The sequence below is a fragment of the Streptomyces sp. NPDC048507 genome (assembly GCF_043199995.1).
Classification (GTDB): domain Bacteria; phylum Actinomycetota; class Actinomycetes; order Streptomycetales; family Streptomycetaceae; genus Streptomyces.
The window spans coordinates 346913-363198 of sequence record NZ_JBICWZ010000002.1 but is presented as its reverse complement, the minus strand read 5'-3'; the positions used below and the strand labels follow the sequence as shown (position 1 = coordinate 363198).

15 protein-coding genes are annotated in these 16286 nt (G+C 74.5%); 4 read left to right on the top strand and 11 right to left on the bottom strand.

What is annotated here, in order from left to right; all coding sequences use genetic code 11:
* The first annotated feature begins 104 nt into the window (after positions 1-104).
* Positions 105-458 (top strand): VOC family protein, encoded by a 354-nt coding sequence (locus ACGFXC_RS06745; RefSeq protein ID WP_393710205.1) that lies wholly within the window; start codon positions 105-107, stop codon positions 456-458.
* A gap of 42 nt (positions 459-500) precedes the next feature.
* Here ACGFXC_RS06745 and ACGFXC_RS06740 read toward each other — a convergent pair whose 3' ends face one another.
* Positions 501-923 carry a CBS domain-containing protein gene (locus tag ACGFXC_RS06740; protein ID WP_393710204.1) on the bottom strand — a complete coding sequence of 141 codons (423 nt, stop codon included), beginning with the start codon at positions 921-923 and terminating at the stop codon, positions 501-503.
* Between the two features lie 103 nt (positions 924-1026).
* Here ACGFXC_RS06740 and ACGFXC_RS06735 point away from each other — a divergent pair, with 103 nt between their 5' ends.
* Positions 1027-1281, top strand: a complete 255-nt coding sequence (locus tag ACGFXC_RS06735) for a DUF6213 family protein (protein WP_393710202.1) — start codon at positions 1027-1029, stop codon at positions 1279-1281.
* Between the two features lie 15 nt (positions 1282-1296).
* Here the strand turns inward: ACGFXC_RS06735 and ACGFXC_RS06730 are convergent, their stop codons facing one another.
* The 10 genes from ACGFXC_RS06730 to ACGFXC_RS06685 all read right to left on the bottom strand — a co-directional run bounded on the left by ACGFXC_RS06730 (position 1297) and on the right by ACGFXC_RS06685 (position 14343).
* A complete protein-coding gene (locus ACGFXC_RS06730) occupies positions 1297-2013 on the bottom strand; it encodes a hypothetical protein (protein WP_393710200.1) in 717 nt (238 codons plus the stop codon).
* 150 nt (positions 2014-2163) lie between these two features.
* Positions 2164-3045 (bottom strand): LysR family transcriptional regulator, encoded by an 882-nt coding sequence (locus ACGFXC_RS06725; protein WP_393710198.1) that lies wholly within the window; start codon positions 3043-3045, stop codon positions 2164-2166.
* A 230-nt stretch (positions 3046-3275) separates the two neighbouring features.
* The gene (locus ACGFXC_RS06720) at positions 3276-4064 is read right to left on the bottom strand and encodes an ABC transporter ATP-binding protein (RefSeq protein ID WP_393710196.1); all 789 of its coding nucleotides are present in this window, start codon (positions 4062-4064) and stop codon (positions 3276-3278) included.
* Complete coding sequence (locus tag ACGFXC_RS06715; protein WP_393710194.1) at positions 4051-5094, bottom strand: ABC transporter substrate-binding protein; 1044 nt, start codon at positions 5092-5094, stop codon at positions 4051-4053. The genes ACGFXC_RS06720 and ACGFXC_RS06715 overlap by 14 nt, the downstream gene beginning before the upstream one ends.
* 65 nt (positions 5095-5159) lie before the next feature.
* The gene (locus ACGFXC_RS06710) at positions 5160-6044 is read right to left on the bottom strand and encodes an ABC transporter permease (RefSeq protein WP_393710192.1); all 885 of its coding nucleotides are present in this window, start codon (positions 6042-6044) and stop codon (positions 5160-5162) included.
* A complete protein-coding gene (locus ACGFXC_RS06705; protein WP_393710191.1) occupies positions 6041-7156 on the bottom strand; it encodes an LLM class flavin-dependent oxidoreductase in 1116 nt (371 codons plus the stop codon). The genes ACGFXC_RS06710 and ACGFXC_RS06705 overlap by 4 nt, the downstream gene beginning before the upstream one ends.
* Positions 7157-7649: 493 nt before the next feature.
* Positions 7650-9839, bottom strand: a complete 2190-nt coding sequence (katG, locus tag ACGFXC_RS06700) for a catalase/peroxidase HPI (protein ID WP_393710189.1) — start codon at positions 9837-9839, stop codon at positions 7650-7652.
* 159 nt (positions 9840-9998) lie between these two features.
* Positions 9999-11561, bottom strand: coding sequence for a mucoidy inhibitor MuiA family protein (locus ACGFXC_RS06695; protein ID WP_393710187.1), 1563 nt, complete (start codon positions 11559-11561; stop codon positions 9999-10001).
* Between the two features lie 7 nt (positions 11562-11568).
* Positions 11569-13680, bottom strand: coding sequence for a DUF4139 domain-containing protein (locus ACGFXC_RS06690; protein WP_393710185.1), 2112 nt, complete (start codon positions 13678-13680; stop codon positions 11569-11571).
* A gap of 171 nt (positions 13681-13851) precedes the next feature.
* Positions 13852-14343: a VOC family protein gene (locus tag ACGFXC_RS06685; RefSeq protein WP_393710183.1), complete on the bottom strand. Its 492-nt coding sequence runs from the start codon at positions 14341-14343 to the stop codon at positions 13852-13854.
* Between the two features lie 267 nt (positions 14344-14610).
* Here ACGFXC_RS06685 and ACGFXC_RS06680 point away from each other — a divergent pair, with 267 nt between their 5' ends.
* A complete protein-coding gene (locus ACGFXC_RS06680; protein ID WP_393710181.1) occupies positions 14611-15606 on the top strand; it encodes a magnesium and cobalt transport protein CorA in 996 nt (331 codons plus the stop codon).
* 114 nt (positions 15607-15720) lie between these two features.
* Positions 15721-16017, top strand: coding sequence for a WhiB family transcriptional regulator (locus tag ACGFXC_RS06675; protein WP_393710179.1), 297 nt, complete (start codon positions 15721-15723; stop codon positions 16015-16017).
* The last annotated feature ends 269 nt before the right edge of the window (positions 16018-16286 follow it).

Genomic DNA, 16286 nt, shown 5'->3' with positions numbered 1-16286 from the left:
CTGCCCCGGCGGGGCGCAAGGATGCTCACTCGTGCGGGTGGCGGGCCGGTCCCCGGCTCCGCCGACCGCGTCCGACCCGGTCGGCGCCCTGGCATGATGGCGGCATGGAACGTGTGCTCGGAATCGGCGGATACTTCCTGCGGGCCGCCGACCCCGCCGCCCTGGGCGCGTGGTACCGCGACTGCCTGGGGCTGGACGCCGATGACAACGGGCTGTGGCGGCAGGAGGCGGGGCCGACGGTGTTCGCGGCCTTCGAGTCCGGCACCGACTACTTCGGGCCCCGCGCCCAGCAGACGATGCTCAACTTCCGCGTCCGCGACCTGGACGCGATGCTCGCGCAGCTGCGCTCCAAGGGCGCGGACGTGGCCGGGGAACCACAGGAGATGGAGGGGGTGGGCCGCTTCGGCTGGGTCACGGATCCCGAGGGCAACCGGATCGAACTGTGGCAGCCCGCCTGACCTCCCACCCCCACGGGCTTCGGACGCCCCGCCCCCCGGGGCTCAGCAGCCGCGCTCCGCGGCGGCGATGGACGACAGCGGGGAGCCGGGATCGCGCTCGACCTCCAGGTCACCGAGGCTGACGATGCCGACGAGCTCGCCGTTCTCGCTCTCCACGGGCAGCCGCCGCAGCGCGTGCCGCCGCATGAGGTCCACCGCCAGGTCGACGTCGTCGTCGCGGCGAACCGTGACCGGCTCCGTGGTGCACACCGCGAGGACCGTCGTGTCCGCCGGGTCACGGTCCTGCGCCAGCGCGCGGACGACGATGTCCCGGTCGGTGAGGATCCCGCGGAGCTTCCCGTCGTCGACGACCAGGACGTCACCGATGTCGGCGTCGCGCATCACCCGGGCGGCCTCCGCCAGCGTGGTCAGCCGCTCCACGCTCACCGGGTTCCCGGTCATCACCTCGTGGACGCGTCGGGTCATGGATCCTCCCGCTGCCGTACGGCCCCACACCGGGGCGCTTACCCGTCTCCGTGCGGGGTAAGCGCACGAGCACGCACGTACGGGCACTCCGGAAGGCGGTTCCATGATCAAGGTCACCATTCCGCTGATCCCGGCGGGCCAGGACGGCCCGCTGATCCCCGCCGCCCAGGTCACCGCCCTGCTGCGCACCATCGCCGGGGACTGGGTGCGGGCGGCGGAGGACGCCCCCGATCCGGGGGTCGACCGTCAGACGGTGGACAATCTCGCCGGGGTCCTCGACGAGCTCGCCGACAGCATCGACGTGGAGTGCATCGCCCTCGCGTCGGCCCCGGCGGGCGGGGATCCGGACGCGCAGTAGGCGGGGGAAGCGGCGCTAGTGCAGGATGCTCACCGCGCGGGCGATGACCAGGAGCGAGGTCATCAGCGCGGCGACGCTCTGCACGCTCATCATCAGCTTGGCGCGGGTGGACAGCGGCATGGTGTCGGTCGGGCTGAAGGCGGTCGAATTGGTGACGGACACGTACAGGTAGTCCATCAGGGTCGGCACCCAGTCGGAGCTGACGCTGGAGCCGTCCGCGACCTCCTCGACCGCGTCGTGGTTCTCGTCCTGGGAGAAGCGGAAGTCCGCCAGCGGAAGCCCGTCGCGAGGCGTCTGGGTCCGGCTGACGGGACCGCCCCGGTCCAGCTCCCAGTACGCCAGGCCGAAGACGATGATGTTGGTCAGCCACACCTGGAACGCGGCCGTCAGCAGGGAGCCCCCGTCCTTCACCCCGGCGGAGACCAGGTCGTGGATCAGGATGCCCAGGGCGACCAGGTTGCTCGCGGCGATGATCAGGACGAGTGCCAGCGACAGGGTGCGGGAGAGCCTGGTCTGGCGGGTGAGCCGCTTCGGATTGATCGCGATCAACGGAACGAGGAGCAGCAGCTCCAGCCCGAGCAGGACGTAGTGCGGTCCCACCAGCAGCTGCTGCGGCAGCACCTGGTACAGCCCGATCGCCACCAGCGTCGCGATGACCGCGGGCAGCCGGGCTTCGCCCCGGCGTTCGTGCCGGGGGTGCCTCGTGCGGGCATCGGCGCGACTGCGCGACATGGGCTGCGTCCTCTCCGCGTCCGCCGGACGACGGGTGCCGCCCCGCACGCAAGCTCTACCCGCCGCCCCCCGGACCCCGCGCGCGGCCGGTCGTGGCGCGGAGGGCGTTTCAGCCGTTCGGCCGCCGCACGCGGGCCCGGCCCGCCGGGCTCAGCCGCCGGCGGCGTCGGTGATGGTGCGGGCGAACACCTGGACGCGGGCCGTGTGGGCGTTGCGGGGCCAGATGAGCCCGTAGTCGATGCGCGGGAAGTGCGGGAAGGGGAGCCAGACGGTGTCCTGGCGGGCGTAGTACTCCTCGGCGCGCGCGCAGGCGAAGGTGACGCCCCTTCCCGCGCCGACCATGGCCAGCGCTTCCTGCCAGAACGATGCCTCCCTGCGCGGAACCGTCCGCCCGGACGGGGTGAAGCGGGGGTAGTGGTAGTCCTGCATGTAGGGGGGCATGCCCGCGAAGGAGATGAGGGTGGTGGAGGCGAGGTCCTCCAGGGTCAGTTCACCGGCCCGGGCGAGGGGGTCGTCCCGGTTGACCAGGATCCGGCGCTCCTCGGAGAACAGGATCCGGTCGACGACGAGGTCGCTCTCGTCGACGGGCAGTTCGGTGACCTGTACGTGGACCTGCTCGCTGCGGATCGGGCCGAACGGGTCCGCGAGCTGGACCTCCTGGATCTGCACCTCCAGGCCGGGGTGGCGGGCGGCGAGCCGGTCGGCGGCGTCGAGGATCAGCGCGGCCGCCATGGGGCTGGAGTAGCCCACCCGCAGGACGCCGTTGATCTCGTTGGCCGAGGCCGCGGCGTCGGCCAGCGCCCGCTGCATCTGCTGGAACGCGGGCAACAGGTCATCACGCAGCCGCGCCCCGACCGGTGTCAGCGTGACCTTGCGGCTGGTCCGCTCGAACAGCGGTACGCCGATGCGGCGTTCCAGTTTCCGGATCGTCTGGCTCACCCTGCCCTGCGCCAGACCCAGCCGCTCGGACGTGCGCCGGAAGTGCAGTTCCTCGGCCAGCGTCAGGAACGCCTCCATCTCGTGCCGCTCCACGACAGTCCCCCTCGGCTCCGCGATCGGTGAGTTTCGCGCACCGCATCGTAGGCCAGCTCGGTCTTGTTCGAGACTTCGGGCCCGACGAGAGTGGTTCTTGCCGCAAGGCCCGGACCTCGGCAAACCTCCCCGCAGTTCCCCGCGGGGAGGTGTCGCGTCCGGTGATGCGAACGGGGGAGATGGGCCGGCACCACGTGCCGGCCCATCCGGCGTGCCCCGGGTGGGACGCCTCAGCCGCGCATGGTCCGCGTCAGCCGGCCGCGCAGCCGGGCGAACTCGGGGGAGGCCCGCAGCGCGGAGACGTCCGTGTCCGGGGAACGGTCCAGGCCGATCGGCAGCTCCGCCACCACCCTGCCGGGATCCGCCGCCATGACCAGGACCCGGGAGCCCAGCAGGACGGCCTCCTCCGCCGAATGGGTCACGAACAGCACCGTCGTGCCGAGCCGCCCGGCCAGGGTCCGTACCTCTTCCTGGAGCCGCTCCCGGGTGAGCGCGTCGAGCGCGGCGAACGGCTCGTCCATGAGCAGCAGGCCCGGTTCCGCCGCCAGCGCCCTGGCCAGCGCCACCCGCTGCTGCTGACCGCCCGACAGCTCCCACGTCCGCCGGTCCGCCGTGCCCGGCAGCCCCACCCGGTCGAGGAGCTCCGCGATCCGGTCCGCCCGCTCGGCGCGCGGCACCCCGAGCCGGCCCAGCGCGAAGCCGAGGTTCCCGCCGACCGTGCGCCAGGGGAACAGCCGGGGCTGCTGGAACACCACACCGGCCGCCGCGCCCGGCCGCGGGACCGCCCCCCGGACCAGGGCGGTGCCCGCGGCGGGCCGCTCGAAGCCCGCCACCACGCGCAGCAGGCTGGTCTTGCCGCATCCGGACGGCCCGACCAGGACGACGAACTCGCCCGCGCGGATCCGCAGGTCCACGCCTTCGAGCGCCGTCACCGGCTGTCCGGCCGGGCCGTAGCGGACCGACACCCCTGTCAGGTCCACGACGGCGACGTCCGTACCGGGGGCGTCAGTTCGCGGCACGGCCGAGCTCCTCCACCGCGAGCGCCCGCCCGAACACGGCCTCGTCCGGCACCGCGTCGACCGCCTTCTGCCCCTTCAGGAAGACGGCGGCGTCGTGCAGGTTCGCCGCCAGCCTGCCGGGCGCGCCGGGCGTACCCAGGTACTCGGGAGCAGTCTGTTCCTTCGCGCTCAGCAGCACCAGCTGCGACAGCTGCCGCTTCGCCTCCTCGGCCGGCAGTCCGAGCTCCGCTCCGATGGACCGCGCGGCCTGGTCCGGCGCGGTGCGGGCCTGCGCCACGGCCCGGTCCTGCGCTTTGATCCAGGCGGTGACCACCTCGGGGTGCCGGGCCGCGAACGCGTTCGTGACCACCCCCAGATCGGCGGTCGGCTTGCCCTGCGCGGCCAGTTCGCGGCTGCTGACGAGCACCTTGCCGTCCTTGGCCAGTTCGCCCAGGGTCGGTGTCCACACGTACGCGGCGTCGATGTCCCCGCGCTTCCAGGCGGCGAGCGCGTCCTGCGGCTGGAGGTCGATGGTCCGCACGGCCGACGGGTCCACCCCGGCGGCGCTCAGCGCGGCGAGCAGCGAGTAGTGGGCGGTCGAACCGAAGGGCGTGGCCACCTTCTTGCCCGCCAGGTCCTTCACCGAGCCGATCCCGGCCCTGGCGACGAGCGCCTCGTTGTCCCCGATCAGGTCGTGGATCCACACCACCTTGTAGGGGATGTCCAGCGGTGCGGACAGTCCCTTGGTGACCGGGCTCGACCCAGCCAGGCCGAGGTCCACGGCACCGGCGATCACGGCCGTGTTCACGTCGCCCCCGGACTCGAACTTCACCCATTTCACATCGACGTCGGGCAGGGACTCCTCCAGCAGCCGCTGGTTCTTCACCACCAGGTCGGCGTTGGGTATCGCCTGGTAGGCGATCCGTACGGTGGTCCGTCCGGCGCCGCCGCCGGAGCCGTCCCCGCCGCCCCCGCAGGCGGACGTCGCGGCGGCCGTCAGGGTGAGGGCCGCGGCGAGCAGCAGGGTGCGGCGGGACAGGGGTGCGGGCATGGCTGGTCTCCGGTCTGGAAGGGGGGAAGGGGAACGAGAGGGGGGAGGAGGACGGCGGTAGGGGCTCAGGCCCGGCCGCGCCACGGCACGGCGATCCGCTCGACGAGGCGCAGCAGCGCGTCCAGCACGATGCCGGACAGTCCGATGGCGAGGATGCCCGCGATCACCAGGGCGGTCTGGTTGTAGCGCTGGGCGTCGCGGATCATGCCGCCGATGCCGGGCACGCCGTTGACGGTCTCGGCCGCGACGACCGAGGTGTACGCGACCCCGACGGCGATGCGGACGCCGGTGAGGATCTCCGGCAGGGCGGCCGGCAGCCGTACGGCCAGCAGCAGCGCGACCGGACCCGAGCCCAGGGCCCGGGCGGCTTCGACGAGTTGGCCGGGGACGGTGCGGACGGCCGCCGCGGTGGCCGCCGCGACGGGCGGCAGCGCGGCGATCACCAGCAGCCAGATCTTCGGGGCCTCGTCGATGCCGAACCAGATGACGAGCAGCGAGAGGTACGCGAGCGGCGGCAGGGTCCGCAGGAAGGTCACCGCGGGCTCCAGTACGACGGCCAACGGCCGGACCGTACCGATCAGCAGGCCCAGCGGCACCCCGGCGAGCACGGCGTACGCGCAGCCCGTGCCGATCCGGCCGAGGCTCACGCCCAGGTGCTCGACCAGCAGGTGGCCGCCGTAGCCGCGGACCCCGTCGTGCACGGTGGAGGCGAGGACGAACTGGCGCCACACGTCACCGGGGGACGGCACCAGCACGCGCGGCCACCACTGCGCCGACACCACCGCCTGCCAGCCGCCGAGGAGGACCACGAGGGCCACGGCCCGCAGGGCGCCCCAGCGCAGCGCCTCGCGGAGCCTGTGGCGCCCCGGGGACGCGGAACCGGCCGGATCCGGGGGGCCCGGTGGCGGGCGGTGGCCGGGCCCGGCCACCGTCGCGGTCACGGCGCTCACGCGGCGGCCGCCCCGGTCAGGGCGCGCAGCCGCGGGGCCACTTCCTCGCCGACCCGGTACGCCTCCTCCAGGTGCGGGTAGCCGGAGAGCACGAACTCGTCGATGCCCAGGGCCCGGTACTCGGCCAGCCGGGCGGCCACCTCGTCGTGCGAGCCGACCAGCGCCGTGCCGGCGCCCTCGCGGACCAGGCCGATGCCCGCCCACAGGTTCGGCGTCACCGTGAGGCGGGCGGCGTCCGCGACCCCGCCGTGCAGGGCCGTCATCCGGGCCTGCCCGGTGGAGTCCATGGCGGCGAACCGTTCCTGGCTCGCGCGTACGGCCTCCGGGTCGATCCCGGCGAGGATGCGGTCCGCCTCGGACCAGGCCTCGGCGGCGGTGTCCCGGCTGATGACGTGCAGCCGCAGGCCGAAGCGCATGCGGCGGCCCGCCGCCCGGGCCCGCTCGCGCAGCCGGGCGACGCGCACGGCGACGGCGGCCGGCGGCTCGCCCCACAGGAGCTGGACGTCGGCCTGCCGTGCGGCGACCTCCTCGGCGGCGGGCGAGGCCCCGCCGAAGTACAGCGGTACGGGGTGGCGCAGTTCGGGGCCGGTGAGGCGGGCGCCCTCGACGCGCAGGTGGGCTCCCGCGTGGTCGACGGTCGCCCCGTCGAGGAGGGCCCGCAGGACCGCCATCACCTCCTCGGTACGGGCGTAGCGGTCATCGTGCTCCAACTGGTCCCCGTAGGCGCGCTGTTCGGCGGGATCACCGCCCGTCACCACATTGAGGGCGATCCGGCCTCCCGCGAACCGGCGGAAGGCGTCGGCCTGTTGGGCGATCAGGGTCGCACTGGCGAAACCGGCCCGGAACGCCACGAGGAAGCCGATGCGGGTGGTGTGCTGGGCCAGTGCGGCGCTGAGGATCCAGGGGTCGACGCAGCCGAGCCCCACGGGAGTCAGCAGCGAGTGGAAACCGGCCTGCTCGGCCGCGCGGGCCACCTGGGCCAGGTAGGGGATGTCGGCGGGCCGCCGGGTGGCGGCGCCGGTGCGGCCCTGTACGGCGGTGACGCCGCCGGGATCGCGGCCGTCCCCGCCGGTGGGCAGGAACCAGTGCAGGAGCAGGGGGCTTTCGGGCATGGGCGGACCTCGTCGGGGCAGCGGCATGACACGTGCCACCGCCGACGGGCGGAGCACGCGTGCACGGGCGGGGGAGCGGGAGGACGGACGGCGGAGCACGGCAGCGGACGACCGTGCGCGAACGCGGCGCGGCGCATCACGGAACGGTGCACCGCGCAACGGTGCGGCGCGGTGAGGTGGGGGCGGCGGGCGCCCCGGGGATGTCCGTGCGGTGTCGGAAGCGGCGGATCAGCCGGTCAGCGGATCAACAGCCGTGCGCACGGGAGGATTCGGCCCGACACAGCATGGTCGAGACACGCAGCAGATCCACGTGACGACGCGATACGAGTACGGGGGCCATGGCCGTATCCTGTCCGCGCGCCTCGGGCGGGCGCAACCACGGTCCGGATCTTGGACCGTTCTGTTCCACATTCCGGACGCGGCCTCCGGGGTGAGGCCCCGGCCGGAGCAGGGTACCGGGACGGCGGGGCCCCGGTACCCTGCGCAACCGGCGTCAGACGAGGTCGAACCGGTCCAGGTTCATCACCTTGTCCCACGCCGCCACGAAGTCGCGCACGAACTTCTCCCCGGCGTCCCGGGCCGCGTAGACCTCCGCGAGCGCGCGCAGCTGGGAGTGCGAACCGAAGACGAGGTCGACGGCCGTGGCCGTCCACTTGACCTCGCCCGTCGCCCGGTCCCGGCCCTCGAACACGTTCTCCGTCGTGGCCGACGGCTTCCACTGCGTGTTCATGTCCAGCAGGTTGACGAAGAAGTCGTTGGTCAGCGTCCCCGGGCGGTCGGTGAAGACCCCGTGCGGGGACTGCTTGAAGCCGGTGTCCAGGGCCCGCATGCCGCCGGTCAGCACCGTCATCTCGGGCGCGGTCAGGTCCAACAGGTTCGCCCGGTCCAGCAGGAGCGTCTCCGGCGAGAGCTTCTCGCCCGCCCGCAGGTAGTTGCGGAACCCGTCCGCCCGCGGTTCGAGCACCGCGAACGACTCCACGTCGGTCTGCTCCTGCGAGGCGTCCGTCCGGCCCGGCGCGAACGGCACCGTGACGGCGTGCCCCGCGTCCTTCGCGGCGCGTTCGACGGCCGCGCACCCGCCCAGGACGATCAGGTCGGCCAGCGAGACCGGCCCGCCACCGGACCGGCCGCTGTTGAAGTCCTGCCGGATCCCGTCCAGGGTGCGCACCGTCTCGGCCACCTCGGGCAGGTCGTTGGCCTCCCAGTCCTTCTGCGGCGCGAGCCGGATCCGGGCCCCGTTGGCCCCGCCGCGCTTGTCGGTGCCCCGGAAGCTCGCCGCCGACGCCCAGGCGGTGGTGACCAGTTGGGACACGGACAGCCCCGAGGCGAGGACCTTCTCCTTGAGGGCGGCGACGTCCGCGTCCGAGAGCGGCGACCCCTCGGCCGCGGGCACCGGGTCCTGCCACAGCTGCGGCTCGGCGATCCACGGCCCGAGGTAGCGCGACAGGGGCCCCATGTCGCGGTGCAGCAGCTTGTACCAGGCCTTGGCGAAGGCGTCCGCGAGCTGGTCCGGGTTCTCGTGGAACCGCTTGGCGATCGGGCCGTAGACCGGATCCAGCTTCAGCGCCAGGTCCGTCGTCAGCATCATGGGGGCGTGCCGCTTCGCCGGGTCGTGGGCGTCGGGCACCGTGTCCCGCGCCGCCGGGTCCGTCGGCGTCCACTGCTGCGCCCCGGCGGGGCTGCGGGTCAGCTCCCACTCGTACCGGAACAGGTTGTCGAGGTAGCCGTTGTCCCACGTGGTCGGTTCGGCGGTCCAGGCGCCCTCCAGCCCACTGGTGAGCGAGTCGACGCCCTTGCCGCTGCCGCAGGTGTTGCGCCACCCCAGGCCCTGCTGCTCGATGGGCCCGGCCTCCGGCTCCGGACCGATGCAGTCGGGGTCGACCGCGCCGTGGCACTTGCCGAAGGTGTGGCCGCCGATGATCAGCGCGGCCGTCTCCTCGTCGTTCATCGCCATGCGGCGGAACGTCTCGCGGATGTCCCGGGCGGCGGTGATCGGGTCCGGGTTGCCGTTCGGCCCCTCGGGATTGACGTAGATCAGGCCCATCTGCACGGCGCCGAACGGACCGGTGAGCTCCCGGTCGCCGCTGTAGCGCTCGTCCCCGAGCCAGGTGTCCTCGGGTCCCCAGAAGATCTCCCCGGGCTCCCAGACGTCCTCGCGGCCGAAGCCGAACCCGAAGGTCTTGAGCCCCATGGACTCGATGGCGCAGTTCCCGGCGAACACCAGCAGGTCGGCCCACGAGATCTTCCGGCCGTACTTCTGCTTGACCGGCCACAGCAGGCGCCGGGCCTTGTCGAGGCTCGCGTTGTCCGGCCAGCTGTTGAGCGGGGCGAACCGCTGGGCACCCGCCCCGCCACCGCCCCTGCCGTCCTCGATGCGGTACGTCCCGGCGGAATGCCAGCTCATCCGGATGAAGAGCGGCCCGTAGTGGCCGTAGTCGGCCGGCCACCAGTCCTGCGAGGCGGTCATCACCTCGAAGACGTCCCGCTTCAGCGCGTCGACGTCCAGGCCGGCGAATTCCCGCGCGTAGTCGAAGTCCGCGTCCATCGGATCGGACAGCGGCGAATGCTGATGGAGGACCTGGAGGTCCAGTTGGTTCGGCCACCAGTCCCGGTTCGTGCGGGGGCGGGCCGGCGCGGGGGCCGGGGCGGGGATTGCTGGGTTCTCGCTCTCGCTGCCGGACACGTCCGTCCTTCTTTCCTGTCGGTGATCCCCCCGCTGGCTGCGTCCGTATGGTCGCGCACCGCGGAGCGCACCGCACGGGAACACGCAGGGCGCCGCCGCACAACAAGCGCGCGGAGCGCAAAGGCGGGCGGTGCCGGGCGGGCCGGCGGACCGCCCGGCTCAGAGCCCGGAGACCCGGTCGCTCGCCGACACCTCGTAGACCAGGGTGACCGTGCGGCGGCCGCCGGGCGGCAGGGGGACGTCCCAGCGGGCGATCCCCTCGGCGTCGACCGCACCCGGCGGCGGGGAGCAGGCGTCCCCGCGCAGGCGCACCTGCACCGCCGAGACCTCGGAGACCGGGATCCGTTCCCGCAGGACCACCACCCGCTCGCCGTGCTCCCCGGGGGCGGAGAACCGCGACAGGTGCAACCGGACCGTACGGGTGACCACGGTCCGCCGGGTCAGTCCGGTCGTCTCGCGGGACTCCTCGGTCTCCCGCACCACACGGTGGTCGTCGCTGCTGCCGAAGCCGAGCTCCACCACGGCCCCCGGGGCGGTGAAGTCCAGCGTGCCGCGGCCGGCGAAACCGCTGCCGCGCACCAGGTCCACCGGACCGGCGAGCAGCGCGTGCCCGGAACGGTTCTCGCCCCGCACCACCTGGCCGACCAGCGGCGACAGCTCGGGCGAACAGGCGTACTCACTGGTCACCGGCGTGCTGAAGGCGGACAGCGGCACCCGGTGGGCGCGCCCGTCCCCGGGCAGCGAGACCGGTGCGGGCGCGTGCAGCACGCGCGCCTCGCCCCCGTCGTCCACCCCCGGCAGCCCGACGACCGGGGCCGGACCGAGGGCGGCGATCTCCTCCTCGCGCAGCTCGACGTCCACCGTGTGCCGCTCCGCCGCGGACCGGTCCCGCAGCGTCAGCCGGTCCTCGGCCAGCCGGGGCGGATCGCCGGCCAGGGCGGATCGCGCGGTCGACAGCGTCAGCCGTACGTCCGGCCAGTCCTCGCCGGTGCGCTGCCACACCACGGCGTCGGTCTCCAGGGTCAGCGCGTCGCCGTCGAGCACGGCCCGGTAGGCGGGCCGCCACAGCGCACACGGGACGAGGTGGCCCAGCCGCAGGGTGGCCGGCCCGGCGGCCCCGCTCTCCACCGTCAGTTCGACGTGCCCGACGAGCTCGGCGGGTTCCGCTTCCGAGAGCCGCACGGCCGCCCGGATCTCGGCGAGTTCGGCCGCGAGGGCGGTCAGCCGCGCCTCCACGGTGCGCAGTTGCTCCCCGCAGGTGTCCCGCTCGCCGTCCACCCGGTCCAGTTCGACGGTCCAGCGCTCCCGTTCGGCCTCTCCTCGGCCCGCGCCCTCACCGATCTCCCGCAGCAGGTCGGCCGCGAGCCGGGTCAGCAGGCCGAGGCGGGCGTGCAGCCGGTCGCGCTGCCGCCCGGCCGCGATCCGCTCCTCCTCGACGGCGCGGGCGCGCCGGCGCAGGGCGGAATCGTCCGCGGCCGACGGCAGCGGAGCGCGCGGGGTCCACGTCCGGACGATCCGTACGTCGAGCACCCGCGCGGCGTGCCCGGCGCTGACTTCGGCGTGCAGGGTCCGGTCGACGGCGAGGGCGCTGACCGGCCCGAGCCGCAGCCGCTGGACACCCGCCGCCAGGTCCAGCACGAGGGTCCGTTCGACGTGGGCGCGGTCCTCCAGGCAGGTGACGGCGGTGACGGGGAAGGGGATCGGCGGGGTGTGCGTGGACATCGGTGGGTCAGCTCCTGCGGTTGCCGCCGGCCAGGGCCTTGCCGGCCGGGATGCGGATCTCGTAACCGCCGTCGAGGACGGCCGTGCCGCCCGCGGGCAGGTCCAGCCGCCACAGGCGGGTGCCCGGGGCGGGGTGTTCGGGTCCCGCGCCCTCCTCGGGCACCGTCCAGTCCGCCCGCTCCTCGATCCGGACCTCGGGCTCGGAGGCGACCGGGACCCGCTCGCGCACCTCGACGGTGACGGGCCGCGCCAGCCGGTTGGCGAGCTCCACGTGGACGCGGTGGTCGAGCACGGTGGTGCTGCCCCGCAGCCCGGCGGTCGACTCGTGCAGGTTCGTCCGGCGGGTGACCCGGATGCCCTCGGCGGGCCCCAGGCCCACCCGGCGGACCCCGCCGGGGGCGAGCGTGGGCAGGTCGGCGGTGAGCAGGAACTCGTCGTCGACGACGACCTCCACCGGCCCCGCCAACAGCGCCTGGCCGGTGGCGTTGGAGAGCACCAGCGTCGCGTACACGGTCTGCTCCACGGAGGGCACGCACAGGTACTCGGTGCGCAGGCCGACCGGGACCTCGGCCACGGTGACGGTGTGCCAGGTGCCGTCCGAAGGGACGTCGGCGCGGGCGGCGCCGTCGTAGCGGTGGTCGAAGGAACCCGCCGACTCGCGCGGCCGTACGGCCCGCGCCGGCGGCGGCAGCGCGGCGACCGCCTCGGCGCGGCGGCGCTCCCCGGCCGCCGCCGGGTCGAAGGGAGCGCCCGGGAACAGCCGGCCCCGGCGGGCGTCCTGCTCATCGGGGCCGGACAGGACGAGACCGGCGTAGTCGAGTTCGGCGCCGCTCGGCCGTGGCGGCCCTGACACCGGTTCGGGCAGGGGTACGGGTACGGGCGCGGCGGCCGGGGCGGGCGCCGGGGCCCCGCCGGCCGGAGCGGCCGCGAAGGACGGGGAGCGGTCGCGGCGGGCGGCGGCACGCGGCAGTGAGGGCGCGGGGGCGGGCACCGCGCCCGCGTACCCGTCGGAAGCCGGGCCACCGGGGGGCGCTCCGTAGCCCTGCGGGGCGCCGTAGCCCTGCGGGGCCGGCGGCGCCGCCGCGGCCGGGGGAGGCGGCGGGGGCACGGGACCGGACGCCGCGGCCGGGGGCGCGGGGGCGGCGCCGGGAGGCCGGCCGGCCGCCTCGTACCCGGCGAACAGGCCGGCCAGCCCCGCCGGGGGCTCGCGCCAGCCGGACGGCGGCGGTGCGGGCTGACGGCGCCCGATCCGGACCGAGCGCAGCGCCGGCAGGCCGGTGCGGCGCCGCAGATCGGCGGTGGCCAGGGCGATGCGTACGCCGGTCCAGTCCTCACCGGTCCGCTGCGCGACCGAGGCGCGCAGCAGCAGGCGGCCGTCGTCCTCGCCCTGACGGTGTGCCAGCCGGTACGTCGGCACCCAGACGGCGCCCGGCACCCCGTACTCGAGCTCCAGTTCCACCTCCGTGTCCCCGGCGCCGCCGTGCGTTTCGTGCTCTTCGTCCGTCCCGCGGGATTCGAGGGTGAGGACCGCGCAGACCGTGGTCCGTACGTGCGCCTGCGGCGCGTCGGTGGAGGCGCGGGCGAGCCGGTCGGCGGCGACGGCGCGTTCGTGCTCGATGTCGCGGAGCGCCTCCTCCAGCTCGGCGAGCCGGGCGTGGAGGGCGGTCAGCCGCCCGTCGACGAAGTCCGCGAGCTCCAGCCAGGCGTCGGCCGGGGTTCGGCGGTGCTCCGTGTCGCGTTTGCGGACCGGAGGCACCGGCTGGAGGGAGGAGACCTCCTCGATCAGGCCCAGCTGACGGGCGCGGCGGGCCTGCGCGGCCGCGTACGCCTCGTCCAGCCGCTCCACCTCCTGCCGCAGCCCCTCGGGCGCGGGCGTACCGGCCGGCGCCGCCTCGACCTCCACCCGTACCCCGGTGACGCGCACGGCCGCCGTGCCGAGGACCCGGGCCCGCAACGAGCCCGGGTCCAGTGAGCGCGGCAGGCCCGTCACCCGTACCCGGCCGTCGGGCGGCACGCTGCCCCGGGCCAGGCGCCGGCAGACCGCGCCCTGCGCGTACACGACGACCGAATCGAGGGTCGCCTCCCAGCGCTCCGCCGTCCGTGCAGTTCCTGCTGTCATGTGCTCCGCCCCCGGCCGTGTCCGTGCTGGGCGAAGCCTACGCGGGGCGGGCGCCCGGGGGCGGGCCCCGGCCGAAACCGGTGATCACGGGGCGTCACCCCCGTGTCCGCGGTCCGACCGCCGGCCGAGCGGTGCTCCAGGGAGGCTGGACCCGCCCGGCCGCGAGCGGGGTCATGCAGCGGGTGACTCCGGGGCCGTCGCCGCGTGGAAGCCGCGCACCACTTCCTCCTCGGAGAGGTCCTTCAGGTGCGTCAGGAAGACCCACAGGTGTCCGAAGGGGTCGCGGAGGACGGCGTTGCGGTCGCCGTGGAACTGGTCCGCGGGCTCCCGCACCAGCTCGGCGCCGGCCGCGACGGCCCGCTCGACGAGGGAGTCCACGTCGGGCACGAAGAGGTGCAGGGCCACCGAGGTTCCGGCCAGCTCGGCGGGGGCGGCGAAGGGGCCCTCCGAGATGTCGCCGAGCATCAGGACGGATCCGGCGATCCGTATCTCGGCGTGCGGGATCCGGCCGTCGGGTCCGGCCAGCCGGAACTCCTCGACCGCTCCGAAGGCCTGCCGGTAGAAGGAGATCGCGGCGTCGGCGTCGGGCACCATGATGTGCGCCACCACCGCGCTGCGGTAGCGCTCGGGGACGACGGTCGGGTCTGCTGCGTAAGTGGTCATGGGTGAAACCGTAGGATCTCAAGCGGACTTGAGGTCAAGGGCCGTCCGGAGGGCCGTCACGCTCCGTCGTGGCGGCCATCGACGCTGCGCGCACCGGGACGGCCGTCGATCTTGGAGGTGAGCAGGTCCCCTGCTGCGTCACGACGACCGTCCCGGCTGTCCTGCGGGTACCCCCGATATCCGGTTTCACCCGTTACGCGGAAACCACCGGAGATCCGGGGCGTGCGGCCGGGGCATGAACGCCTGGCTTTGAAGCATGCGCGACCCATGGAATGCGTGCTGTACGAAGAGGGGTCCGGCAGGTCGGAGACGGTCCAGTGCGGCCTGGAGGACGAGGCGTGCCGGCTCGTGCTGAAGCGGCTGCGCGGGCTGGGCGACGGCGAATTCGGCTGGGTGCGGCTGGTCGACCCGGCCGAGGACGAGCTCGTTTCGCTGGCCCAGGAACTGGGTCTGCACCCGCTGGCCGTCGAGGACGCCGTCCAGGCGCGCCAGCGTCCCAAGCGGGAGCGGTTCGGCGAGGTCCTGGCCATCGCGCTGAAGACGCTCTGGTACGTCGAGGAGGACGCGGCGGTGGAGACCGGCGAGATGATGGTCTTCGTCGGGCCGCACTACGTCCTCACCGTCCGCCACGGCGCCGTGGACCCGGCCGCGGAGGCGGCCCGCCGCCTGGACGCCGATCCGGCGATGCTGCGCTTCGGCCCGCTGTCCGTGCTGCACGCCGTCCTCGACGTCGTCGTCGACGCCTACGGAGAGGCCGCCGAGACCGTGCGCGCCGCGCTCGACCGGCTGGAGGACCGGGTCTTCTCCTCCTCCCGCGTCGACCACACCGAGGAGATCTACTCCCTCAAGCGGGAGGTGCGCGAGTTCCGGGACGCCGTGCAGCCGCTGGTCCCCGTCCTGCCCGGGCTGCTGGGCGGGGTGGCCGAGGAGCAGCGGCCGGCGAAGGTGCTCCCGTACTTCCGGGACGTCGCCGATCACCTGCACCGCACCGACACCGAGGTGCGCACGCTCGACGAGCTGCTGAATTCGGTCCTCGACGCCCAGCAGGCCCGGGTGGGCACCTGGCAGAACGACGACATGCGGCGCATCTCGGCCTGGGCCGCGATCTTCGCGATCCCCACGATGGTCGCCGGCGTCTACGGAATGAACTTCGAGCACATGCCGGAACTCCACTGGAGCTACGGCTATCCGCTCGCCGTCGCCCTGATGGCGGTCGCCTCCGGCCTCCTCTACCGCGCCTTCCGCCGCAACGGCTGGCTCTAGGCCCAGGCCGTCACTTTCGCGGTCCGGGGTTTCAAGAGCGTCCGGCTGGCCAGACGGGCAGTGATCGTATGTCCGAACATGTGATGAGCCGATGGGGGTTCAGAGGTGGGAAACGTGTCGCGCCTGCCGGGTCGTGCCGAGCATCACTGGCTGTGGCAGGAGGGGGCCGCCTGCCGTGAACTGGGCTCGCGGCTGTTCTTCCACCCGGCGGGGGAGCGGGGGCCCGACCGGGCGCGGCGGGACGCGGCGGCCAAGGAGGTGTGCGCGCTGTGCCCCGTCCAGCGCGACTGCCTGCGGCACGCGCTGAAGGCCGAGGAGGCGTTCGGGGTCTGGGGCGGGCTCACCGAGCGGGAGCGGCGCCGGCTGATCGGCGGGGGCCACGGGCGGTCCGCGCTGCCCTTCACTGCCTGAATCCCCGCTCCCCGGGGGCCTTCCGGCGGCCGGCTGCCGCCGGGTACCGCTGCCCGGGGGCGGCGGTCCGAGCGTCGTCGCCGGGGGTCTGCCGGGCCCGGCGCCGCAGACCCGCCCCGTCGGGGGCGCGGTCCGGGCGGCCCGGCTGCCGTGCGGTCCCGGACGGCAGTCAGATGGTGCCGGTGCTCCGGGCCGCCCCGTACGGGGAAGGCGTCGTGCGGCCCGGGGCCTCGACGGGTTCCCGTACGGCCGTCGGCCGCGGATCCCGT